Source organism: Neptuniibacter pectenicola, from assembly GCF_001597735.1.
GTDB classification, from domain to species: Bacteria; Pseudomonadota; Gammaproteobacteria; order Pseudomonadales; family Balneatricaceae; genus Neptuniibacter; species Neptuniibacter pectenicola.
Genome location: NZ_LUTS01000017.1, coordinates 16069 through 39281 on the forward strand (window position 1 = coordinate 16069; position 23213 = coordinate 39281).

At 46.0% G+C, this 23213-nt stretch carries 23 protein-coding genes; 11 read left to right on the forward strand and 12 right to left on the reverse strand.

The window, feature by feature from the left end:
• The first annotated feature begins 113 nt into the window (after positions 1 to 113).
• From coaBC to A3773_RS15650, 5 genes are all read left to right on the forward strand, one after another.
• Positions 114 to 1322, forward strand: coding sequence for a bifunctional phosphopantothenoylcysteine decarboxylase/phosphopantothenate--cysteine ligase CoaBC (coaBC, locus tag A3773_RS15630; RefSeq protein ID WP_067988012.1), 1209 nt, complete (start codon positions 114 to 116; stop codon positions 1320 to 1322).
• A 49-nt stretch (positions 1323 to 1371) separates the two neighbouring features.
• Entirely contained in the window at positions 1372 to 2760 is a 1389-nt protein-coding gene (locus A3773_RS15635; protein WP_067988014.1) for a phosphomannomutase/phosphoglucomutase, read from the forward strand.
• A 55-nt stretch (positions 2761 to 2815) separates the two neighbouring features.
• Complete coding sequence (gene argB, locus A3773_RS15640; RefSeq protein WP_067988017.1) at positions 2816 to 3715, forward strand: acetylglutamate kinase; 900 nt, start codon at positions 2816 to 2818, stop codon at positions 3713 to 3715.
• 10 nt (positions 3716 to 3725) lie between these two features.
• Positions 3726 to 4319 (forward strand): nucleoid occlusion factor SlmA, encoded by a 594-nt coding sequence (gene slmA / locus A3773_RS15645; protein WP_067988020.1) that lies wholly within the window; start codon positions 3726 to 3728, stop codon positions 4317 to 4319.
• A 91-nt stretch (positions 4320 to 4410) separates the two neighbouring features.
• Positions 4411 to 5193, forward strand: coding sequence for a sulfite exporter TauE/SafE family protein (locus tag A3773_RS15650; protein WP_082800657.1), 783 nt, complete (start codon positions 4411 to 4413; stop codon positions 5191 to 5193).
• On the opposite strand, the gene A3773_RS15655 is transcribed toward A3773_RS15650, so the two are convergent.
• Genes A3773_RS15655 through gpmI form a run of 4 tightly spaced genes read right to left on the reverse strand, consistent with a single transcriptional unit; the run spans position 5183 to position 10114 of the window.
• Positions 5183 to 6040, reverse strand: coding sequence for a divergent polysaccharide deacetylase family protein (locus tag A3773_RS15655; protein WP_067988026.1), 858 nt, complete (start codon positions 6038 to 6040; stop codon positions 5183 to 5185). The two genes, A3773_RS15650 and A3773_RS15655, sit on opposite strands and share 11 nt — an antisense overlap.
• 2 nt (positions 6041 to 6042) lie before the next feature.
• Positions 6043 to 7350, reverse strand: coding sequence for a S41 family peptidase (locus A3773_RS15660; RefSeq protein WP_067988029.1), 1308 nt, complete (start codon positions 7348 to 7350; stop codon positions 6043 to 6045).
• A gap of 17 nt (positions 7351 to 7367) precedes the next feature.
• Positions 7368 to 8510, reverse strand: a complete 1143-nt coding sequence (locus tag A3773_RS15665) for a murein hydrolase activator EnvC family protein (RefSeq protein ID WP_067988032.1) — start codon at positions 8508 to 8510, stop codon at positions 7368 to 7370.
• A gap of 53 nt (positions 8511 to 8563) precedes the next feature.
• Positions 8564 to 10114 (reverse strand): 2,3-bisphosphoglycerate-independent phosphoglycerate mutase, encoded by a 1551-nt coding sequence (gene gpmI, locus A3773_RS15670; protein WP_067988037.1) that lies wholly within the window; start codon positions 10112 to 10114, stop codon positions 8564 to 8566.
• Between the two features lie 239 nt (positions 10115 to 10353).
• Between gpmI and A3773_RS15675 the strand changes: the two genes are divergently transcribed.
• Genes A3773_RS15675 through secB form a run of 3 tightly spaced genes read left to right on the forward strand, consistent with a single transcriptional unit; the run spans position 10354 to position 11539 of the window.
• On the forward strand, positions 10354 to 10767 hold the full coding sequence (locus A3773_RS15675; RefSeq protein ID WP_067988039.1) for a rhodanese-like domain-containing protein: 414 nt from the start codon (positions 10354 to 10356) through the stop codon (positions 10765 to 10767).
• A 5-nt stretch (positions 10768 to 10772) separates the two neighbouring features.
• Positions 10773 to 11030, forward strand: coding sequence for a glutaredoxin 3 (grxC, locus tag A3773_RS15680; RefSeq protein WP_067988042.1), 258 nt, complete (start codon positions 10773 to 10775; stop codon positions 11028 to 11030).
• A 23-nt stretch (positions 11031 to 11053) separates the two neighbouring features.
• A complete protein-coding gene (gene secB, locus A3773_RS15685; RefSeq protein ID WP_067988045.1) occupies positions 11054 to 11539 on the forward strand; it encodes a protein-export chaperone SecB in 486 nt (161 codons plus the stop codon).
• 69 nt (positions 11540 to 11608) lie between these two features.
• Here the strand turns inward: secB and A3773_RS15690 are convergent, their stop codons facing one another.
• The 6 genes from A3773_RS15690 to glnA all read right to left on the reverse strand — a co-directional run bounded on the left by A3773_RS15690 (position 11609) and on the right by glnA (position 17930).
• Positions 11609 to 12496 carry a M14 family zinc carboxypeptidase gene (locus A3773_RS15690; protein ID WP_067988047.1) on the reverse strand — a complete coding sequence of 296 codons (888 nt, stop codon included), beginning with the start codon at positions 12494 to 12496 and terminating at the stop codon, positions 11609 to 11611.
• A gap of 55 nt (positions 12497 to 12551) precedes the next feature.
• The gene (locus tag A3773_RS15695; protein ID WP_067988050.1) at positions 12552 to 12884 is read right to left on the reverse strand and encodes a hypothetical protein; all 333 of its coding nucleotides are present in this window, start codon (positions 12882 to 12884) and stop codon (positions 12552 to 12554) included.
• A gap of 45 nt (positions 12885 to 12929) precedes the next feature.
• Positions 12930 to 13430, reverse strand: coding sequence for a tRNA (uridine(34)/cytosine(34)/5-carboxymethylaminomethyluridine(34)-2'-O)-methyltransferase TrmL (trmL, locus tag A3773_RS15700; protein WP_067988088.1), 501 nt, complete (start codon positions 13428 to 13430; stop codon positions 12930 to 12932).
• Positions 13431 to 13722: 292 nt separating this feature from the next.
• Positions 13723 to 15159, reverse strand: coding sequence for a nitrogen regulation protein NR(I) (gene glnG / locus A3773_RS15705; RefSeq protein WP_067988054.1), 1437 nt, complete (start codon positions 15157 to 15159; stop codon positions 13723 to 13725).
• Positions 15143 to 16225, reverse strand: a complete 1083-nt coding sequence (gene glnL / locus A3773_RS15710) for a nitrogen regulation protein NR(II) (protein ID WP_067988057.1) — start codon at positions 16223 to 16225, stop codon at positions 15143 to 15145. Before glnL ends, glnG begins: the two co-directional genes overlap by 17 nt.
• Positions 16226 to 16523: 298 nt before the next feature.
• Positions 16524 to 17930 carry a glutamate--ammonia ligase gene (gene glnA, locus A3773_RS15715; protein ID WP_067988060.1) on the reverse strand — a complete coding sequence of 469 codons (1407 nt, stop codon included), beginning with the start codon at positions 17928 to 17930 and terminating at the stop codon, positions 16524 to 16526.
• Between the two features lie 451 nt (positions 17931 to 18381).
• On the opposite strand from glnA, the gene typA reads away from it, so the two are divergent.
• The 3 genes from typA to dtd all read left to right on the forward strand — a co-directional run bounded on the left by typA (position 18382) and on the right by dtd (position 21711).
• Positions 18382 to 20190 (forward strand): translational GTPase TypA, encoded by a 1809-nt coding sequence (gene typA, locus A3773_RS15720; protein WP_067988064.1) that lies wholly within the window; start codon positions 18382 to 18384, stop codon positions 20188 to 20190.
• Positions 20191 to 20302: 112 nt separating this feature from the next.
• Positions 20303 to 21253 (forward strand): prolyl aminopeptidase, encoded by a 951-nt coding sequence (gene pip, locus A3773_RS15725; protein WP_067988066.1) that lies wholly within the window; start codon positions 20303 to 20305, stop codon positions 21251 to 21253.
• Between the two features lie 20 nt (positions 21254 to 21273).
• Positions 21274 to 21711: a D-aminoacyl-tRNA deacylase gene (gene dtd / locus A3773_RS15730; protein WP_067988071.1), complete on the forward strand. Its 438-nt coding sequence runs from the start codon at positions 21274 to 21276 to the stop codon at positions 21709 to 21711.
• Here the strand turns inward: dtd and A3773_RS15735 are convergent.
• Positions 21708 to 22382 carry a tRNA-uridine aminocarboxypropyltransferase gene (locus A3773_RS15735; RefSeq protein WP_067988074.1) on the reverse strand — a complete coding sequence of 225 codons (675 nt, stop codon included), beginning with the start codon at positions 22380 to 22382 and terminating at the stop codon, positions 21708 to 21710. The genes dtd and A3773_RS15735 overlap by 4 nt on opposite strands.
• Before the next feature lie 3 nt (positions 22383 to 22385).
• Positions 22386 to 22889, reverse strand: a complete 504-nt coding sequence (locus A3773_RS15740; protein ID WP_067988078.1) for a hypothetical protein — start codon at positions 22887 to 22889, stop codon at positions 22386 to 22388.
• Positions 22890 to 23213 lie beyond the last annotated feature (324 nt).

The following is a 23213-nucleotide window of genomic DNA, read 5'->3' on the forward strand; positions in this document are numbered from 1 at the left end:
CCTATACAATCTACGAAACTTTTACTAAAAATGATATGGTTAACATCCGTCTTAATCGTCAGTGTGACACAGCACTTCTTATACAACCCTACAGATCACAGTACCCAGCACGTATGCAGAGACTTACTAACAAGCAGATCATTTTAGGTATTACTGGTGGTATTGCCGCATACAAAAGCGCCGAATTAACGCGGCTTCTAAAAAATGCGGGCGCTGATGTCAGAGTCGTCATGACGCCGTCAGCAACGGAGTTTATTACACCACTGACACTGCAAGCACTTTCTGGCAATCCGGTTCACCTTCATCTATTAGATACTGAAGCCGAAGCAGGTATGGGGCATATAGAATTAGCTAAATGGGCCGACCTCGTTCTTATTGCCCCCGGAAGCGCTAATTTCATATCAAGGGTCGCTTCTGGACAGGGGGATGATCTACTCACCACCTTATGCCTAGCCACCGAAGCCCCTATCTGTATCGCACCGGCAATGAATCAAGCGATGTGGCGCGACGCAGGCACACAAGAGAACGCCAGCACCTTAAAGAAACGCGGCGTCACGCTGCTTGGCCCAGGTATAGGCGAACAAGCGTGCGGGGATAATGGCCCCGGACGCATGTTAGAGCCGAGCGATATTGCTTTATTAACAGCCGCTCAGTTTGAATCAGGCACGCTCACTGGAAAAACAGTGTTTATTACCGCGGGCCCCACCCGTGAAGCACTCGACCCCGTGCGCTACATATCGAATCACAGTTCGGGGAAGATGGGCTATGCCTTAGCCCAAGCCGCAGCAGAAGCGGGTGCAAAAGTTAAACTGATAAGCGGCCCCGTTACGCTCCCACCCCCCGCACGCATAGAAACCATCACAGTAGAAAGCGCGCAAGAGATGCTCGAAGCGTCACTACAAGGACTGGCACACTGCGACATCTTTATAGCGGCGGCAGCCGTGGCTGATTATCGACCAACCGCGGTCTCTGAGCACAAGATCAAAAAAGGTTCAGAAGAGATCATGGAGTTACACCTTGTTAAAAACCCCGATATTGTGGCGACGGTGGCCAGCATGGAAAACAAGCCCTTTACCGTTGGCTTTGCCGCTGAAACACGGGATGTTTTAAAATACGCTAAAGATAAATTAACACGTAAAAATCTAGATATGATCATCGCCAATGATGTTTCCCGTAATGATATAGGCTTCAATAGTGATGAAAATGCGGTCACAGTTGTCACCCACTCAGGCGCTGAAACATTGCCGCAAACATCAAAACGTAAGCTAGCGACCCAGCTGATCGATCATATCGCTAACCAATACACGCCACCAGCACGCTAACTATGTATTGGTTTTCCCTTATTCATTTTATGCAAATTAAAGGATTAACATGCGCTATACATTAAACGAAATTGATCATTCGATTTTTCGTGCCTACGATGTTCGTGGGATAGTGGGCACAGCCCTAACCGACAGCACGGTATATCACTTAGGCCGCGCATTTTCAGCCGAAGCTAAATCCCAAGGCATAAACCACGTGAATGTGGCAGCTGACGGGCGTTTATCTAGCCCCTCGTTAAAAGAAATATTCAGTGAAGGCCTAATGGATGGAGGTTGCAATGTCACTGACATTGGCTATGTACCTACACCCACACTTTACTATTCAGCCTACCAAGATGACCAATGCACGGGCGTCATGATTACCGGTAGTCACAACCCCGCCGATTACAACGGCTTTAAAATGATGCTCAATGGCCACACGCTATCCGGCGATGATATACAAAATCTAAAACACCGGATTCTTGAGCAAAATTACTCTGAAGGTGAAGGCACACACGAAGTGTTAGATATTCGTCAGCGCTACCTACAGCGAATATTGGGTGATGTTAAGCTTAATAGAAAACTCAAAGTGGTTGTCGATTGCGGTAATGGCATTCCCGGAGAACTCGCGCCCCAGCTAATTGAACAGCTCGGCTGCGACATTATCCCTATGTACTGCGAAGTCGATGGTACATTTCCTAACCACCACCCGGACCCCGGCAAACCAAAAAACCTACAAGATGCTATTGCGATGGTCAAAAAGACCGGTGCTGATCTTGGTTTAGCCTTCGACGGCGACGGTGACCGTGTTGGCGTTATCACAAACGAAGGGAACATTGTTTACCCTGATCGTGTCATGATGCTTTTCTCTGAAGAGATCATAAAACGCAACCCAGGTGCTGAGATCATCTTCGATGTTAAATGCTCTCGCCTTCTGGCCAAAGTAATCGAAGAAGCAGGCGGCAAAGCCACCATGTGGCGTACAGGTCACTCGCTAATTAAGCAGAAAATCAAAGAGTCTGGCGCACTCTTAGGCGGCGAAATGAGCGGACATATATTCTTTAAAGAGCGCTGGTATGGTTTTGATGACGCCCTATACAGTGCCGCTCGCCTATTGGAAATCCTAACCAATACAGACAAAACGGCGGAACAGCTTTTCACCCAGTACCCAGAAGATATCAGCACACCAGAACTGAATATTACGGTAACGGATGAAAATAAATTCGATATCGTCACAGCCCTGCAAGCAAAAACGTTCCCAGGCGGTGTTGCAAACCACATTGACGGCGTGCGCGTTGATTACCCCGATGGTTGGGGGCTGATACGTGCCTCGAACACAACACCTGTCTTAGTACTCCGCTTTGAAGCGGAAACTGAAGAAGTCTTACAAAGAATAAGACGTGAGTTTGAGCAGAAACTACATGAAGTAGATAGTACCCTCATCATCCCTCACGAATAAATGACAACCACGGCGGGCACAGCCTGCCGTGTTTAACCGGTTTAAAGGATCGACTATGCCTCTTACACGCAAAGAAGCCATGACAACGGCTCATGTTCTTAGTGAAGCAATGCCTTATATCCAACGGTTTGTTGGAAAAACAATCATCATTAAATACGGCGGCAACGCCATGATCGACGAAAAGCTACAAAACAGCTTTGCCCGCGATATTGTAATGATGAAGCTCATCGGCATTAACCCTATTGTCGTGCATGGTGGCGGCCCACAGATCGGCGAACTACTCAATGACTTAAATATCGAATCTCATTTTATTAACGGGATGCGCGTCACCGACTCAAAAACGATGGATGTCGTAGAGATGGTATTAGGCGGCGCCGTTAATAAACAGATTGTCGGCTTAATTAACAATAACGGTGGTCAAGCGATCGGTTTAACCGGTAAAGATGGAAAGCTTCTGCAAGCCAAGAAACTCCGCATAGAGCACAAAACACCGGAGATGGAAGTACCTGAAATTATCGACATTGGCCACGTAGGCGAAGTATCCAGCGTTAATGTTAGCGTGTTAGATATGCTCGTGAACTCCAACATCATTCCGGTTATTGCCCCTATAGGGGTCGGCACAGACGGTGCGTCGTACAACATCAATGCCGATCTTGTTGCCGGTAAAGTCGCCGAAGTGATGCAGGCAGAAAAGCTCATATTACTGACCAATATTGCGGGCCTCATGGATAAAGATGGAAACATCCTTACCGGTTTAACTACCCACGAAGTTGATGAACTTATCAATGATGGCACCATCTATGGCGGCATGTTACCAAAAATCGGCTGTGCACTGAGCGCCGTTAAAAACGGTGTGACAAGCGCCCATATCATCGATGGCCGCGTTGAACACTCATGCATGTTAGAAATCTTCACCGATGAAGGTGTCGGTACACTGATTACCAACCGTGGCTAGAGGCAATACCATGAGCGACAATGAAAAAATTTCTCGTCGTGAGCAAATTCTACAATCTCTAGCTCACATGCTTGAAAGCCCGGGACAAAAAATAACAACCGCAGCACTGGCCAAAGAGGTCGGTGTCTCCGAAGCCGCACTTTACCGCCACTTCCCCAGTAAAGCGCGGATGTTTGAGGGGTTAATTGGTTTTATTGAAGATACGGTTTTCAGCCGTGTGACCGTTATCACTCAGGTGGAAGGCGACGGCATAAAACAATGTGAGCAAGTACTTACCCTCATGCTTGCCTTTGTAGAACGCAATCCGGGCATGGCTCGCATCTTAACCGGCGAAGCCCTCGCCGGCGAAACGGATCGATTACGTCAACGTATTAACCAATTTTTTGAACGCCTAGAAACTCAGCTCAAACAGATCTTACGTGAAGCTGAAGTCAAGAATGGTTTACGCACACATACCACCGCAGGCGCCTCAGCAAACCTAATGCTATCCGCCGCCGAAGGAAAAGTGAGACAATTTGTCCGTAGCGATTTCCGAAAAAAACCAACGGAGCAGTGGCAGGAACAATGGCCTCGCTTAGCTGAAGGGATTTTTCGCAACGTTTAAGCGATCAACGATCGACAAAAAAGGGAGATGAGAATCTCCCTTTTTTCATCCAACTCCACACATTACTACACGGCCACACACGATAACGCCCATGGACATGATAATAGAGCAAGGCACCCTACTGCTTCTGTCTTTAGTCGCTAACACCTTGTCAGCAATGGCAGGAGGTGGCGCTGGCCTGCTTCAGCTCCCCGTTCTACTCTTTTTAGGGTTAAGCTTTAATACCGCCCTTGCTACCCATAAGATTGCCAGTGTTGCACTCGGCATCGGCGCCACACTTCGTCATATGAAAGAAGGCAACTTAGACTACCGATTCTGTGGTTTTGTTCTTTTATGTGGACTACCCGGCGTGATACTCGGCGCGGATATTATTTTAACTATACCGGAAGGCTGGACTATTTTTAGCTTAGGCATTCTCACCTCAAGCTTAGGTATCTATTCCATTTTAAAAGGCTCACTAGGTTTAACTGCTGAGCCGAAAAACAGAGACCGCCGCGGCATGATTATTGGCGGTTTAATTCTTTTCATGATCGGTATATTGAATGGTTCATTAACCTCAGGCACAGGACTGTTTGTTACCCTCTGGCTCGTGCGATGGTTTGGGTTAGATTATAAAACAGCCGTGACTTACGTCTTAATCTTAGTCGGGCTTTTTTGGAATTCTGCCGGTGCGATCACCGTGTCGCTTCAGCAAGCCCCTCGCTGGGAGTGGCTGGCTGCATTATTGATAGGTGCAACAGCGGGGTCATACCTTGGTGCGCACTTGGCCATCACCCAAGGGAACACACTAGTTAAGCGCGCTTTTGAGGCGCTCACGATCATCGTCGGCATTAAACTGATTACCGACGGCGTGCTCATTCTATCTACTGTTTGATTGTTCGCGCGGCTGATCCGCACTCGAGTGTTTTATCACCACACAGTGGCTCCCGCTGAGGTTGATGCGCAACAACTAAACTAGGCTGGGCTCGTAAACTTAAAAGCTCAGAGGCCGTCACCAACTTAACTTCCAGATGAGCCAAAATAGGCAGCACCTCGGATAAGTAAGCGATGGTTTCAGGGTAAGGGTGGCCAATAACAACCGCATGGCCTTGCGTTACCGCTAAGCTTAACGCCTGTTTGAACTGGTTATGGATATAATCACGACGCGGCTGATTATCCAAAAAAACATCGCGAACTAAAAACGGAACCCCTTGATCTTGAGCGGCTTTCCACGCGACGGTATTAGGGGTGGTGACGCTGTCTAGAAAAAACAAATTTCGCTGACGGACAATCGACATCACGTCATCCATTTTCTGCCGATCTTCCGTTAGCAGGCTTCCCATGTGGTTGTTCATACCCACCGCATAAGGAATTGCATCGAGATTACCATTTAGAATCTGGCTTAACTTCTGGGAGCTGTGCTGCTGGGTAAGTGCGCCGGGGCCTAAACGCAACCCCGCTTTATTCTCCATCGGCGCATGGAGAATAACCTCTTTCCCCAAGTCGTGAGCCCTTTGGGCCAACTCAAACGAGTACGGCGTATGGGGAAGAAAAGCGTAAGTAAGGGCGCCGGGCAAATCAATCGCCGCTAAGCCCTTGCTTCGGTTATCACCAATATCATCAATGATAATCGCCATAACAGGCTGTTCGTTAATAAACGTCTGATCCGCAAACGCCCGTACAACAAAACACGAAGGTAAGATGCAGAGCGTTAGCAGTAAAAATCTATTAACGATGCCCATCGTTATTTCTGTACGATAACAATAGCTTTTAATAGATTCAGCGCTTCATAGAGCTGGTAATCTCTCGCAGCCAGATCGGTCGAATCAGCGTTAGACGTATCCGCCTTACCCTCATTACTGTTCTCTAAATGACCGTTTAAATCACTCTCTTTTAGAAACTCATAGCTATCATTTCGAAGCGTTATTTCCGCATCCTTAACTTCAATATCAGGTTTAATCCCTTGCGCTTGGATGGAGCGTCCCGCCGGCGTGTAATAACGCGCAGTGGTCAGCTTTAACGCCCGCTCTTTCGTTAACGGCAATACCGTTTGAACCGATCCTTTACCGAAACTAGGCAAGCCCATAATAATCGCTCGTTTCTGATCTTGCAGCGCTCCCGCGACAATCTCTGACGCCGAAGCCGAGCCACCATTAATCAATACAACCATCGGCAGGTCCGGCACCAACGTATCGCTGGTTGCACCAAATCGCTGCTCCGAATCAGGCATACGCCCTTTTGTATAGACAATAAGTCCATCACTTAAAAAGGTATCCCCTATATCAACCGCGGCCTGAAGCACGCCTCCAGGGTTATTGCGCAAGTCCAGCACAACGCCTTTCAAATCATTCTTCATTAAACGCTTCAGGTGTTTATTAACTTCTTTACCTGAATCAACCTGAAATTGAGACACGCGTAAATACGCAATATTCTCATCAAGCATCCGGCTTCTAACACTTGCGACCTGAATAATATCGCGTACCACTTCGATCTCTAGTGGCTTCTCTTCACCTTCACGCACAACCGTTAAAATAATTTTGCTGCCCGGCTTGCCCCGCATCAATTCAACCGCTTTACTCAAATCCATACCTTGAACCGCATGGTCATCAAGCTTAGTAATTAAATCGCCTGCTTTTACACCGGCCCGTTGAGCGGGGGTATCATCAATCGGCGTGATAACTCGCACAAAGCCATCCTCAATACCGACCTCTATACCTAAGCCCCCAAACTCGCCACTGGTATGGGCTTGAAGGTTTTCAAATTCACTCGGCTCTAAATAAGCAGAATGAGGGTCCAGCCCAGCAATCATACCGCGCAGGGCATCTTCTAATAATTGCGCATCATCCACCGGTTCCACATAGGATGATTTAATACGCTGAAACACTTCAGTGAATAACCGCAACTCATCGAGCGGTAGTGTTTTTTCGTTTTTAATCGTTTCAGCATCAGGAACAGGGGTGTCGGCTGCAGTAGCCGATAATGATAAACACCCACTGAGCGCTATGCTTATAAGACTGTTTTTCAACGCGCCAGAGAGAAACACTGACTTCATAATCATTCCCTTATCAATTATCGACTAAGCCACCGCTTAGGGTCACTGGGCTTACCTTTGTAACGTACCGCAAAATAAAGCCCACTCGCTTCGTGGCCACCGCTATTACCAACAGTTGCCACCGTATCGCCCACTGAAACCCAATCGCCAGTATCAAGCAACAAACTCTGGTTGTAGCCATAAAGACTCATATAGCCAGAACCATGATCAATGATCAACACTAAACCGTAACCACGCAACCAATCAGAAAATACAACACGGCCATGGTGCACCGCTTTAACTGGCGAGGCTTCATTCGCGTTAATCCATATCCCATCATAACGGATATTATTACGGACAGAACCAAAAGTCTGCTTCACCCTACCTTTTAACGGCCAAGGCAACTTACCCTTAAGCTGCGCAAACTTTTTATCGTCTTTCACTAAACTGGAAAAGTTGAGGCTTTTCTCGATTTCTCGCAACACCGCCTGCAATCTTTTTTGGTCCAATTTCAACTGCTTAAGCCGATCTTCATCCGAAGATAGGGTTTTTCGTAACTGCGCTAAGGTTTTTTCTCGCTGGCTGCGTGACGCCCGCAACGCAACAACCTCTTTCTTCAACGCTTCTCGCTTTGACACCATTTTCTGCTCGGTATCTGTCAACTCACGTTCAGTGCCGCTTAATAAGGTTAATTTCTGAGAAAACGTCTGCATATCATTACGCAGTTCATCGTTAATAAAATCATAGTAACGAATCATACGATCCAACGTTTCTGGGTCCCGTTGCGTTAACAACAACTGCAACCTTGCTTGATTACCCATTTTGTATTGCTGAGTAATTTGCTGTTCAATTAACGCCGCTCGTTTTTTCAACTCAGCTTTTAACGCATCTCTTTTCTCTTCTAAATCATCCGCATGCTCGCCTAAACCACTCAACTGCTTGTCTAAGACTTGAATTTGGCGGGCAAGCTTACCGATCTCCACTTCACTTTTGCGTAGCTCGCTACTCAATTGACGAGACTCGCCTTCTTGTTTGCGTAGATTGGTTTGCAGGGTGCTGATACGAGAAGAAAGCTGTTTGATCTGTTTTTCAGTCAAAGCTTGTTTGTCGGCTGCTTGAAGCACCGAAGAGAAGAGTCCACAACAGACCAAAGAACTAATAATAAAAAGAACGCGCAACATATAATTTTCTAAAGAAAAAGGGATAATATTTTATCCCTTTTTTCAATTACAACTTAAAACGATGCCAATGAGTGGCCATCCATCTCGGCCGGCGGCTCAATATCCATCATCGCCAATAAGGTCGGCGCCAAATCACATAATGCGCCATCCGCTAAGGTTAAACTACCTTTACGTGGGCCATCATAGATCAGTGCAACGGGCCAGTTTGTATGGGAAGTATGCGGTTGACCTGTTTCAGGATTCACCATCAACTCCACATTACCATGATCTGCGGTAATCAAGGCCTCACCATCCACCTCGGCTAACGCGGCAAGCACTTGTTTCACACTCTCATCGAGCACTTCACAGGCTTTTACGGCTGCATCAAATTTGCCGGTATGACCAACCATGTCACCATTGGCAAAATTACACACAATCAGATCATATTTGCCACTTCTAATCGCTTCAACTAGCTTAGCGGTCACTTCTGGAGCGCTCATCTCTGGCTGAAGATCATAGGTTGCAACATCAGGAGAAGGGACCAGAATACGATCTTCCCCTGGGTATTCGTTTTCCTCTCCACCATTAAAGAAGAAGGTCACGTGTGCATATTTTTCAGTTTCGGCGATACGCAACTGAGTTTTACCTAACCCTGATAAATACTCACCTAGATCATTAGTGATTTTTTGTGGAGGGTAAGCACAGTCCGCAGCAATATCAGCCGCATATTGCGTCAATGTCACAAAACTCGCTAATTCAGGCCGTTTTGCCCGCTCAAATCCAGTAAAACTATCCCCTTCAGTGAAGGCACGCGTAATTTCGCGGGCGCGGTCTGGACGGAAGTTAGCACAAATAACCGTATCACCATCACTCACGGGACCTACAGCAACACCGTTATCATCTGTAATCACCGTTGCCTGAACAAACTCATCGTTTTCATCACGCGCATAAGCCGCAGAAAGTGCTTCTAAGGCTGAATGTCCCGTGCACGGTGCCTTATCTGATGTCATTGCATCATAGCCCAGCTGCACACGGTCCCAGCGGTTATCACGATCCATACTAAAATAACGTCCAACAACCGATGCTATAGCGCCTACACCTAAGGCGGCAAGCTTCGCTTCCGTTAACTCTATCGACGCTTTAGCTGAACGGGGTGGCATATCGCGCCCATCTAATATGGCGTGTATATAAACCTGTTTAGCGCCCCGCTGAACAGCCATTTCAACCAATGCAAGGATATGCTTTTCATGGCTATGTACACCACCTGGCGAAAGCAAGCCCAGAATATGGACAGCTTTACCCGCGGAGATCGCCGCATCCATTCCTTTAGTTAATGCACTGTTCTGGAAAAAGTCGCCATCTTTAATCGCTTTAGAGATACGGGTAAAGTTTTGGTAAACAATTCGTCCCGCACCAATGTTCATGTGGCCAACTTCAGAGTTACCCATCTGACCATCGGGTAGACCCACCGCAAGACCCGATGTTTGGATTCTTGAATTAGGATTCTCTGATAACAGCTTATCCCAAACCGGTGTATTCGCTGCTTGGATAGCGGATGACTCTGAACTTTCAACGCCATAACCATCAAGAATAATCAGTGCTTTCGTTGCGCGTTTTTGTGTCATATCTGCTGAATTCTGTAATTAACTATTATGAAATGGGCGATAATTTTACTGTGAAAGCCCCAACAACGCTACGAATGAAGAAAATGAAAGCAATAAATAATCAAAATTAGACATTTTCCTTTATATATCCCCTTATACCGTCAAAAAACGCAAGGTATACTATTGCCCACTTATCGTGGATCAATAGCATCCTTAGTTTTTTATCGGCCCGAACTTAAGCGGCCTCATCTGGATACGTAATGGACCAATTTATCGAATTTATCAGCAACCACCCTCTGATGGTTGCAGCTTGGGTTTTAACCCTAGGTATGTTTCTTTTTTATGAGCGCAGCAAAGCGGGTAAAGCAGTAACCCCCGCCCAAGCGACGAACCTAATTAACAAAGAAGATGCGGTCGTCATTGATATCCGTCCGAAAAAAGAATGGGCTACTGGCCACATTACGGGCGCAAAACACATTCCGCTTTCAGATCTTGATCGCAGAATAGATGAGCTCTCCAAGTACCAGCAAAGACCCGTAATCGTTGTATGTAATTTAGGTCAAGCCGCTGCGTCAGCGACGCGTACATTGAAAGCAGCAGGATTTGAAAATGCAGTGCGTTTATCCGGCGGCATGACTGAATGGAAGAGCCAAAGCCTTCCCATCATTAAGTGAGCCCTATGAATAAGGTAACGATTTACACAACTCAATGGTGCCCCTTCTGTATTCGTGCAAAAAAACTACTCGAACATAAAAGTATTGAGTACACCGAAATCAAAGTGGATGGCGATCAAGCTAAACGCCAAGAGATGACGAAATTAAGTGGTGCACGTACTGTTCCACAAATTTTCATTGGCGATAAGCCCATTGGTGGCTGCGATGAGATATTTTTTCTTGAGCGCCAAGGCAAATTAGATGAACTTTTAAACGCCAACTAACTATAAAATGCAAAGGAATTAACATGGCTGATAACGAACAGAACACTGCACCACAAGAAGAACAAGGACCACAATTTGCGGTTCAGCGTGTGTATATAAAAGACGCTTCTTTTGAGTCTCCAAATTCACCTGCTATCTTCATGAGCCCATGGCAGCCAGAAGTTGGTTTAGAGATGAACACTCAAACCAATCAAGTGGGTGAAAATGCATTTGAAGTTGTGCTAACACTGACAGTAACAGTTAAAAACGATGATAAAACTGCATTTTTGGTTGAGTTACAGCAAGCAGGTATCTTCGCTATCTCTGGTCTAGGTGAGCAAGAGATGCACCATACACTTGGCGCATTTTGCCCTGGCATTCTGTTTCCTTATGCACGTGAAGCAATTGATGCCATGGTTATCAAAGCAAGCTTCCCTGCACTGATGTTAGCCCCTGTAAATTTTGATGCGCTATATGCACAACAGATGGCACAAGCACAGCAAGAAGTAACAGAAGAAGCACAGCACTAAGTTTTAGTTGCGCCATAAAAAAAAGAGCCTTAATCTCAATTAAGGCTCTTTTTTTATCTTTAATAAGCGCTACAGACCCGCTTCGCCTCCCACCGTCGCAACCGCCGCTGACTGACGCTTCACTTTATAATTAAGCCAACCGACAAGATCTGTCCACATTTTGTCAATATCTCTCGGCTTAGGCATAATCCCCGCATAAGGCAGCTCAATAGTCACCACAGGAATATTTTTAACAAACCAGCCATAATTCCCTAACGAGCCGGGGTACGTTCCTAACTGACGCAACTGTAAAGGCCCTAACTTTCTCGGCGGCTGAATACCCCCATCAAAGTCCAAAATACCATGGGGCGCATGGACCGAAACGATAACAGAGGGTTGGTAGCTATCAATCAACTCATGTATCACGCGGCTTTCCGGCTCACTTAACGGCTGATGGCCAGGATAATAACGTAAACGCTTTTTAGCCTGCTTTTGCCAGTGCACTAACGGCTCGGGAAACTCCGGTGCCGGTATAAAGTTACGATTTAAATCGACCTTATTGGCATTTACGCGGGTTGATTTACGTTGCAATAAACCATCGGGATTAAGCACCGGTAAAAAATACCAATCGAAGCGACCACTATGGTGTTTTTGTAGTGTATTTAGCCATTTAAAGGTCACACTTACGCTGGAATACTCATCCCCATGAATACCCCCTATAAATAAAATACGCGGCGCGCTCTCATCCCCTTCATTAGCTGGAAAGTGCGTTTCTAAAATAGCATGACCATTAACCGAAAAATAACGGGGTTCATTATAGTGATGGCTCAAGCACTCTTTAGTCGAAACGCTCGCTAGCTTACGCCCAACCGCTTGGCATACACTTTTAACGTCAGCATTTACACCCGCCGCCACTGTAGGTAGCGGGATAGATAACAGCATCACTAGCGTCAAAAAAGATAAAAAGCGTTTAATCATGTAAAAACCTAAAAGCACTCAACCACTGCTCACTAATTAATCAAATTTTCGCATTCTAACATGATTTTAAAGAAAGGCTTTGAAGAATTTCTTCCGCTTTGCCCGCATCAATCACACCCTGCATCGTCATTGCGGCGATAGGCACAATACTGACTAACGCGGTGGCCGGTATCTCAACCCGCTCATCGGTGCGTTGTACTACCTGATCCGATAGAACAACAATAGGAAAGTGCTGATTTTGAATCGCCATGATATTAATCTGTTGCTCAGCACTTCCTAGTACTGAAATATCACGATGACAATAATCAAGCAGGCCAAGACGAAACACCTGACCGTCACACTCAGTCACATAGGATTCAATCTTAGTGAGAATAAAAGCATGCTGCATAGGGCAACTCCACCACGCAAGGCTGTATCAAATGACGATAATGAATTAATCCACCGCACCGGGAAAGCCCAACTGACGCCAAGCTTCATATACAACCACAGCACAGGCATTGGACAGGTTAAGACTACGGCTATCGGCCATCATGGGCAATTTAATCCATTGATCTTCCGGCAGCGCCTCACGCACATCAACAGGTAAACCCCTTGTTTCTGGCCCAAGCAACAGCACATCCCCTTCAGCAAAGTCTGCCTCCACGTGCGTACGACGGCCTTTCGTTGTCAGCGCCCACACTTTTCGCGGTTGGATCTCAGCCAAACAGCTTTCAAGGTCTTTATGAACCTTCAATGCCGCAAACTCATGGTAGTCCAAGCCCGCACGACGTAAGCGCTTATCATCAATCTCAAACCCTAGCGGCTCGACCAAATGGAGATGAACGCCTGTATTAGCACACAAGCGAATAATATTACCCGTATTCGGTGGAATTTCCGGTTCAAAAAGTACGACATGCAAACCGATTATACCCTGTTGAGCATCTATATCGGACATGTGAGCCGAGCTGTTTTCATTAGACATGTAGTAACTCTAAAATTTTAATTAAGAACCTAAGCCTTAGTGTAGCGTTAGACAAAGGCTGGAGCTATCTCGAATAGGTATGTTCTAGCGACTCTACCTGATAAAGATGCACTCAATCATTCGAATGATCCATTTCAAATTATTGACCCTGCATCAATCGATTACTTCAACGGTGGCATGCAACACAAAAAAATCCCCGCACCGTTTAAAGTGCAGGGATTATATAGGAAACTACAAAGGAGATAAGTAATTAGGCAAAGTGAGCCTAAGCCGCACTGTCTTGCGAATCCTCTTTCTCGTCATCCATACCCAATTCTTTAATTTTCCGCGTTAAGGTATTACGCCCCCACCCCAGTAATTCTGAAGCATCACGCCGACGCCCTGCCGTGTGTTTTAGGGCTGTTTCTATCATGATTTTTTCAAATGCGGGTACAGCAGAATCTAACAGGTTACGCTGTCCTAAACTCAGTTGCTGATCCGCCCAGTTACGTAAAGATTGCTCCCAATTGCTGCCAGCAATTTTTTCGCCACCGGCCTGCTCCATTAACTCAGGGGGCAGGTCATCAACCAGCACTTCCCGACCGGTCGCCATTACTGTCAACCAGCGACAGGTATTTTCAAGCTGTCTAACATTCCCCGGCCACGCTAAGTTACATATGTAACTTTCGGTATCCCCATTGAGGATCTTTGGCTCAACATTCAACTCTTCAGCCGACGTTTGCAAAAAGTGTCTCGCCAGACGCGGTATATCTTCTCTACGCTGCGACAGTGTTGGAAGGTGAACACGAATAACATTCAAACGATGGAATAAATCCTCGCGAAAACGCCCCTCTTCCACCAATTTCTCTAAATTCTGATGGGTTGCTGCAATAATGCGCACATCCACTTTAACCGCCGTATGCCCACCGACACGATAAAACTCGCTGTCGGCCAATACTCGCAGCAGGCGCGTTTGCGCATCCGCAGGCATATCACCAATCTCATCGAGAAAGAGCGTACCACCATCGGCTTGTTCAAAACGTCCACGACGTGCAGCCGCAGCGCCCGTGAAAGCACCTTTTTCATGACCAAACAACTCAGACTCAATTAAGTCATGGGGAATCGCAGCCATGTTTAAAGGAATAAAAGGTCGATCTCGTCTTGGGCTATGCTTATGCAAAGCATGGGCAACCAATTCTTTACCGGTACCCGATTCACCATTAATCAGTACGGTAATATTGGATTGCGATAATCGCCCTATCGCGCGGAAAACCTCCTGCATTGCAGGCGCCTCGCCAATAATTTCAGTGCTGTCTTCAAGTACCTGCTCAGCAACCTGCTGACGCTGTTCAATAGCATGCGCTAGCGCTCGCTTGGCTAATGCAACCGCATCGTCCACATCAAATGGTTTAGGAAGGTACTCAAAAGCCCCCCCTTGATAAGACGCTACAGCGGACTCCAAATCAGAGTGCGCTGTCATAATAATAATGGGTACCTCAGGATGCGTTTCTTGTATACGCTCCAACATCTGCAAACCATCAGTCCCAGGCATACGAATATCACTGATAATCGCATCGGGTGTATCTTTACTTAACCTTGATAGCAATGAATCTGCAGTTTCAAAAGCCTCTGTATACAAACCCTCTGCAGATAGCGCTTTCTCTAGGACCCAACGAATTGACCTATCATCATCAACAATCCAAATTTTACATGGCAGATTCATTGTTCAGCTCCAAAGGGATTAATAGTTGAAATCTTGTTTCACCAGGGCGCGTTTCACACTCAATCAGTCCTTGATGTTGATTAATAATTGATTGGGCAATGGATAGCCCTAGCCCGGTTCCTTCAGCACGCCCACTTACCATGGGATAAAATATTTTACTGAGGATATCTTCTGGAATGCCGGGGCCGTTATCAATAATTTCGACACTACAGACCAAACGGTGCTTCTCCGAACCTAAGGTAACCTGTCGGAAAGCGCGCGTTTTAATTTTGATCGTCGGCACCCCAACATCTGCGCTTTGTATGGCCTGCATACTATTACGTAGAATATTAAGTACCGCTTGAATTAACTGCTCAGCATCCCCTGTTAGCTCTGGGATACTCGGATCGTAATCTCGCTGGAGAACGATCTCTCCTTTAGTTTCAGCTTCAATTAAATGGCACACCCGTTCTAAAATGGCATGAATATTAACCTGCTTCATATTAGGTAATTTTCTAGGGCCTAATAATCGATCCACAAGGTTACGTAGGCGGTCCGCCTCCTCAATAATGACCTGAGTATAATCATGTAAACTAGGGTCATGCAGTTCCCGCTCAAGCAGCTGCGCCGCACCACGAATACCACCGAGTGGATTTTTAATCTCATGCGCAAGTCCACGCACTAATGAACGTGCAGTATCATGCTGCGTGAGTAGATCCTCTTCTCGCTCAATACGCATCAAACGATCTCTTGATTCAATCTCAATCAAGAGCTGCTGTCCTTGAGGCGTAATCAACGGGTTAATACTGTAATCTACCGTGAGGGTTGCGCCACTTAAGGTAACAATTTTGGCCTCCCTATGTGTGTACGGGTGACCTGTCGCTAAACACTCCTGCAGATCTTTCTGCTCCACTGTACACAAGGCAAACCACTCAGCGATATTAAGCTGACTCAGACGGCGCATGCTCGCCTCCAGCAACATCTCTGCTGCGGGGTTAACATACTCAACCACCATGGTTTCATCTAACAAGACAACCGCGGTGGAGAGGTTTTCTAAAATCTGTTTATGTAATTCTGTTTTTAACATTAGCCTGCACTCAATATCCGTAACGTTAGTACTGCAAAAAGCAAACCAAGTTTGGCTAATATTAAAAAACAGCCACAGGACGCACTATTACGCTATCTAAATTATTATTAGTCTAGCCTATTCACAAAATTACGCACCACAATAGTGCAAACAAAAATACCCCCTTAGAGCAGCCCCCTTCACACACACTCAATCCCGCTCAATTGCCCCCAAGCCAAACCTCACACAGCACACGATTCACCAGCGATCAGGCACAAAAAAGCCTCCACAAGGGAGGCTTTTTCAGCGAAGAGCTAACTTATACAGAGTAGTACAGATCAAACTCAACTGGGTGAGTTGTCATGTTAACTTTCTCAACTTCTTCACGTTTAAGGCCGATGAATGCATCAATCATGTCATCAGTAAATACGTTGCCTTTAGTCAAGAATTCACGATCTTCGTCCAGTGCATTAAGTGCTTCTTCCAAAGAACTAGCAACCGTTGGAATTTCAGCCGCTTCTTCAGCAGGTAGATCATATAGATCTTTATCTGCAGCATCGCCAGGGTGAATCTTGTTTTGGATACCGTCTAGGCCAGCCATCATCAATGCAGCGAAGCACAAGTATGGGTTAGCAGATGGATCAGGGAAACGCGTTTCAACACGACGTGCTTTCGGATTAGTCACGTAAGGAATACGGATAGACGCAGAACGGTTACGTGCAGAGTACGCAAGCATTACTGGCGCTTCAAATCCTGGTACTAGACGCTTGTAAGCGTTAGTTGAGGAGTTAGTCAACGCATTCAATGCCTTAGCGTGCTTGATGATGCCGCCAATGTAGTAAAGCGACATTTCACTCATGCCCGCATACGCATCACCAGCAAACAAGTTAACACCGTCTTTAGAAAGAGACATGTGAACGTGCATACCAGAACCGTTATCACCAACAAGAGGCTTAGGCATGAACGTAGCTGTTTTTCCGTAAGCATGCGCAACGTTATGCACGCAATACTTAAGAATCTGCACTTCATCCGCTTTAGCCGTTAGTGTGTTTGGACCTACGCCAATTTCACACTGACCTGCTGTTGCCACTTCGTGGTGATGTACTTCAATATGAAGATCCATTGCTTCCATCGCGTCACACATAGCGCCACGTAGGTCATGCAAGGAATCAATAGGTGGCACAGGGAAGTAACCGCCTTTAACACGTGGACGGTGACCTGTGTTTCCGCCTTCAATGCTGTGGCTTGAAGACCAAGATGCTTCTTCAGATTCAATAGAGTATCCACAACCACTGATATCAGCGTGCCATTTAACAGCATCGAATACAAAGAATTCTGGCTCAGGGCCAAACATTGCAGTATCAGCAATGCCTGTAGATTTTAGGTACTCTTCTGCACGCTTAGCAACAGAACGAGGGTCGCGCTCATAACCTTGACCTGTAGCAGGCTCAACGATGTCGCAACGTACGATAATTGTTGTAGATTCAGAGAACGGATCCAGAACAGAAGCACTGTCATCAGGCATAAGAATCATGTCAGATTCATTGATGCCCTTCCAACCAGAAATGGAAGAACCATCGAACATTTTGCCTTCTTCAAAGAAGTCATCACCCATATCGGAAACAGGAATAGTGACGTGCTGCTCTTTACCATGAGAATCAGTGAAACGCATATCGATCCACTTAGCTTCGCTTTCTTTGATCAGATTCAGAGTCTTCTCTGACATGTGACTTTCTCCACGTTGTAATTACCAGGTTGAGATTAGTTCAACCTTGAGAAATCAAATTTATAATATCGGCGAGAATTCAAGCAAGTAATATGCCAGAAGATTATTCCCATAACCTTCCCGCTATTGCTGGCATTACAGCGAAATAACAAAAAGCCAAGCGCACCAAAATAAGCCATCTTTTCAGGCTGCGCACTACATTGGTGCAAGTAACAATTAAATTGAACATCCACTATGATTCTTGCCCTTGCAATCATACTCCAACGGATATGTAAAAACCTAGCCTAAACCATAGTTTTAGACACAGATAAGCAGATAGACACCTGCATAGATCCCATTATCAATACAAAAACACCCTTTAACTCACTTTTGTCTAAGAAATATGCGGCATTTTTCGCACAAATCCGTATAATTCCGCATTCGCAAAAAAATATCTCACAGGTATACACACGTGATTGAAAAGCTAAGAAATATCGCCATCATTGCGCACGTTGACCATGGTAAAACTACTTTGGTTGATAAGCTGCTTTCCCAATCGGGCACATTGGGTCGTCGTGATGAAGGTACTGAGCGCATCATGGACTCCAATGATCAGGAGAAAGAGCGCGGCATTACCATTCTGGCAAAGAATACTGCCATTAAATGGAACGACTACCGCATCAACATCGTAGATACTCCTGGACACGCTGACTTCGGTGGAGAAGTTGAACGCGTACTTTCCATGGTTGACTGTGTATGCCTATTGGTAGACGCGGTAGATGGCCCGATGCCGCAAACCCGTTTTGTGACTCAGAAAGCATTTGACCAAGGTCTTCGCCCTATAGTTGTTATCAACAAAGTCGACCGCCCTGGCGCGCGTCCAGACTGGGTTGTCGATCAAGTATTTGATCTATTTGATAGCCTAGGTGCTACCGATGAACAACTTGATTTCCCTATCGTTTATGCATCAGCACTAAACGGTATCGCTGGCCTTGAACCTGATTCAATGTCTGACGATATGACACCTCTATTTGAAGCGGTTGTTGAACATGTTAACCCACCAAAGGTTGATATTGACGGCCCTCTGCAGATGCAGATTTCAGCCCTAGACTATAATAGTTACCTTGGCGTTATCGGCATAGGTCGTGTTTCTCGCGGTACTATCAAGACGAATACGCAAGTAAAAGTCATCGACCGTGAAGGTAAAATACGCAGCGGACGCATTCTAAAAATCATGGGTTACCATGGACTAGAGCGTGTAGATGTTGATAGCGCTACAGCAGGCGACATCATCTGCGTAACAGGCATCGATGAACTAAATATCTCAGATACCTTATGTGATCCAGAGCAAGTTGAAGCGTTGCCAGCACTTAGCGTCGACGAACCTACCGTATCTATGACGTTCCAGGTAAACGATTCTCCATTTGCAGGCCAAGATGGTAAATTCGTTACTAGCCGTAATATTAAAGAGCGCCTAGAACGTGAACTTATCCACAACGTTGCCCTTCGCGTTGAAGATGGCGAAACACCTGAGAAATTTAAAGTATCAGGCCGAGGCGAGCTACATCTATCTGTATTGATAGAAACAATGCGTCGTGAAGGCTTTGAGCTAGGTGTATCTCGACCAGAAGTAGTTCAAAAAGAGATCGATGGCGAAATCCAAGAACCCTACGAGAATGTAATGATTGATGTTGAAGACCAACATCAAGGCTCTATTATTGAAGAGCTAGGCAAACGTAGAGGCGACATGACTAACATGGAAGTAGATGGTGGACGTGTTCGTCTAACCTTCATGATTCCATCACGCGGTCTAATTGGTTTCCGCTCTCAGTTCCTGACAATGACATCAGGAACCGGCATCATGACCTCTACATTTGACCATTACGGCCCCGTCAAAGACGGTGACGTTGCAAGCCGTTCCAACGGTGTGCTTGTATCCATGGTTACCGGTAAAGCCCTTGCTTACTCCCTATGGAACTTGCAAGAACGTGGCCGCCTCTGTGTTGAACCTAACATTGAAGTGTACGAAGGTATGTTACTGGGTATTCATAGCCGCAGTAACGACTTAGCCGTTAACCCGATTAAAGGTAAACAGCTTACCAACGTACGTGCGTCAGGCACGGATGAAAACATTCAATTAACACCTCCAGTACGGTTCACACTTGAGCAAGCATTGGATTTCATCGAAGATGATGAGTTAGTTGAAGTAACACCTAACTTCATTCGCCTACGTAAGAAACTACTAAAAGAAAACGAGCGTAAACGCTCTAAAAGCAAGTAGTTTTGATCCCAAAAAGGCAGCCCACTAGGCTGCCTTTTTTCATTTCAGCGTAGATTGCCTTCTCTCTCCTCTTTATACTGCTGTACATACAGCAAAACACAGCGGAGACACAATGCGCACCCTGTACCCCGACATCAGCTCCTACAACAAGCTTCATCTCAACGTAGATGACCTCCACACCCTTTATATTGAAGAAAGCGGAAACCCTAAAGGGATCCCTGTTGTGTTTATTCACGGAGGCCCCGGCGGCGGAACCAGCTCGGCACATCGTCGTTTTTTTAACCCAGAAAAATATCGAATCATACTATTCGATCAGCGTGGATGCGGTCGTTCAACACCCCACTCCGAACTACACAACAATACGACAGCGACACTGCTCGATGACATGGAAAAGATCAGAGAGCACCTCTCCATCGATCAATGGTTACTGTTTGGTGGTTCATGGGGATCAACGTTAAGCCTACTCTATGCCCAAGCCTTTCCAGAAAAGGTATTAGGACTTATCTTGCGCGGTATATTTTTATGCCGAAAGCAAGATATTGACTGGTTCTATCAACAGGGTGCCAGCGCCATTTTTCCCGATTACTGGAAAGAGTACCAACACCCTATCCCCCTAGCCGAACGCCACGACATGCTAAGCGCATACCATAAACGCCTCACCTCTGATAATGAGATTGCACGCATGTCCGCAGCAAAAGCATGGTCTGTCTGGGAGGGCCGCTGCTCCACCATTGACCCAAACGCTGACCTCGTTGATCACTTTTCCGCCCCTCATTTCGCACTCGCCATGGCAAGAATTGAAGCACATTACTTTATCAATCAGGCTTTCATTGATGAAAACCAGATACTTAATAACTGTGATCGAATTCAACATATTAAAACAACCATTGTCCATGGTCGGTACGACATGGTCTGCCCCATAGAGCAAGCACAAGCGCTCCACGACAAACTACCCAACTCAGAGTTTCATATTGTGCGAGATGCGGGACATTCCGCCTTTGAAAAAGGCATTACAGATAACCTAATTAAGGCGACAGATAATTTCGTTCTTTCACGTGCTTAAACAAGGAATTAATCGTAAACATGAAAGCACTCATACAGCGGGTAAGCTCTGCATCAGTTGATATTAATGACGTTTCTGTCGGCGAAATTCAGCAAGGGATATTACTCTTATTAGGCGTAGAGAAAGAGGACACAGAGCAATCCGCGGACAAACTGCTGAAAAAGATCTTAGCCTACAGAATATTTTCAGATAACGAAGGTAAGATGAACCTGAACCTCCAACAAAGCCAAGGCGGATTACTTATAGTCTCTCAATTCACCCTTGCTGCTGATACAAAGAAAGGCTTACGCCCCAGCTTCTCATCCGCTGCCCCTCCTCAGCTGGGGGAGACGCTCTACAATTACTTTGTAGATCAAGCTAAGGTGTTACACCCAACCGTTGCTACAGGGCGCTTTGGCGCTGATATGCAGGTTAATTTAACCAATGATGGGCCCGTAACATTCTGGCTAGAAAGCTAATCAGACGCTAAGCCCCGCAAGAATAGTTTAGCCGCTGACTGATCATCTAAAGGACGACTCAGACGAGCCGCTTTATAATGATCATTAAAAATGGAATAGTAGGCCGACAGGATATTAGCCCCGACATTATCTTCAACTTGCCGCAACATCAGTGCGGCAACTTCAGCCGTACACAGCTGACCATCAACCGCAGCTTTACGTAAATGATAACTGGACGATACCACCACATTCGGCTGTATAACCGGCAAATGGTCAAGATAGCGACTAAGACGGAACATCCGTCTAGCCTGACGCCAGGTTCCATCTAACAAGATGAACACGGGGCGCTTTCCTGCTTTAGGCACGTACTCAACCATTCGACCTTCATACCCTTCCCCCTCAGGGAAAACGATATAAGGGTCTATAGACTCATCTGTGATCGCACTTATCAGCGCGTCAGACGGCGCCGTTCTAGACCATTCAAAGCGCCGTGTATCAGCAATGCAATCCTCGATTAAACGCCCTGTATTGGTCGGCTTAAAGCCCTCATTATGGTGCATAAGCAAAAAGAATTGAGCGGCAGACTGATAAGAGGTCTTAAAATCGCAGATACAGACATGAGCGGCCAGCAGACACGACCGACAACGAAGCACACGCGAGCCTCGCGCAACAAAAGGCTTAGGTAAATGCATAAACTATTGCAAAGTCACAGATGAGGAAGACCCTTCAGGCGCAAACAACTGAGAATCAGCCCCCCACTCTAAAGCTAAAGACCCACGATGAATAAGATGAAGCATCTGATGCAACTCATCGTACGTCAAAATACTGGCCGCCAACGGGCTTTCATCATTAACAAAAAACAATATACGATAACGCCCCGCTTGGTGACTAACATCTAATCGACATAACAGCGACGCGCTCTCCGCCTTCAGATCTTCACTTTCCGGCTCAACCTGCAAACCCTGTCGCGCACTTTCATGATGAAACTGAGCAAGATCAGACTTAAGCTGTACCGGTGCTCCAGCAATATCACTCGAGGTTTTCTCAATTAAGCCCGACGCCGCAGACAAAAGACGCAATACAAGCTTACGGGTCAGCCAAAAATCGACACGTTGCTGATCATTATTTAAATTGCCAACCATCAAAATACGATCTTCAATATGATCATACTTAAAGGTAAATGCAGCTATATTTAGCATTCAGAATACTCGTGGTCCATGTAGCCAACGGGACTTAAAAAGACATTTATAATCCAGTCAGCTCCAAAAAAAACAAGGTAACGATAACCAATTAAATCAAAAAGGAAATCACCTTGAGCATAAAACGAAGTTAGCTAATCATAACAAAAATTGAAACATAAACGCATCCATCACCCCAACTAACAGCGCAGACTACACAGAATAAAACCGCCACATCGTCCCGCCATTCGCAGGCCAAAACCTAAATCCCAGACGCAAAAAACCCCGGCTACGTAGTAACCGGGGTTTCTCTAAATAAATGCTTGGCGATGACCTACTCTCACA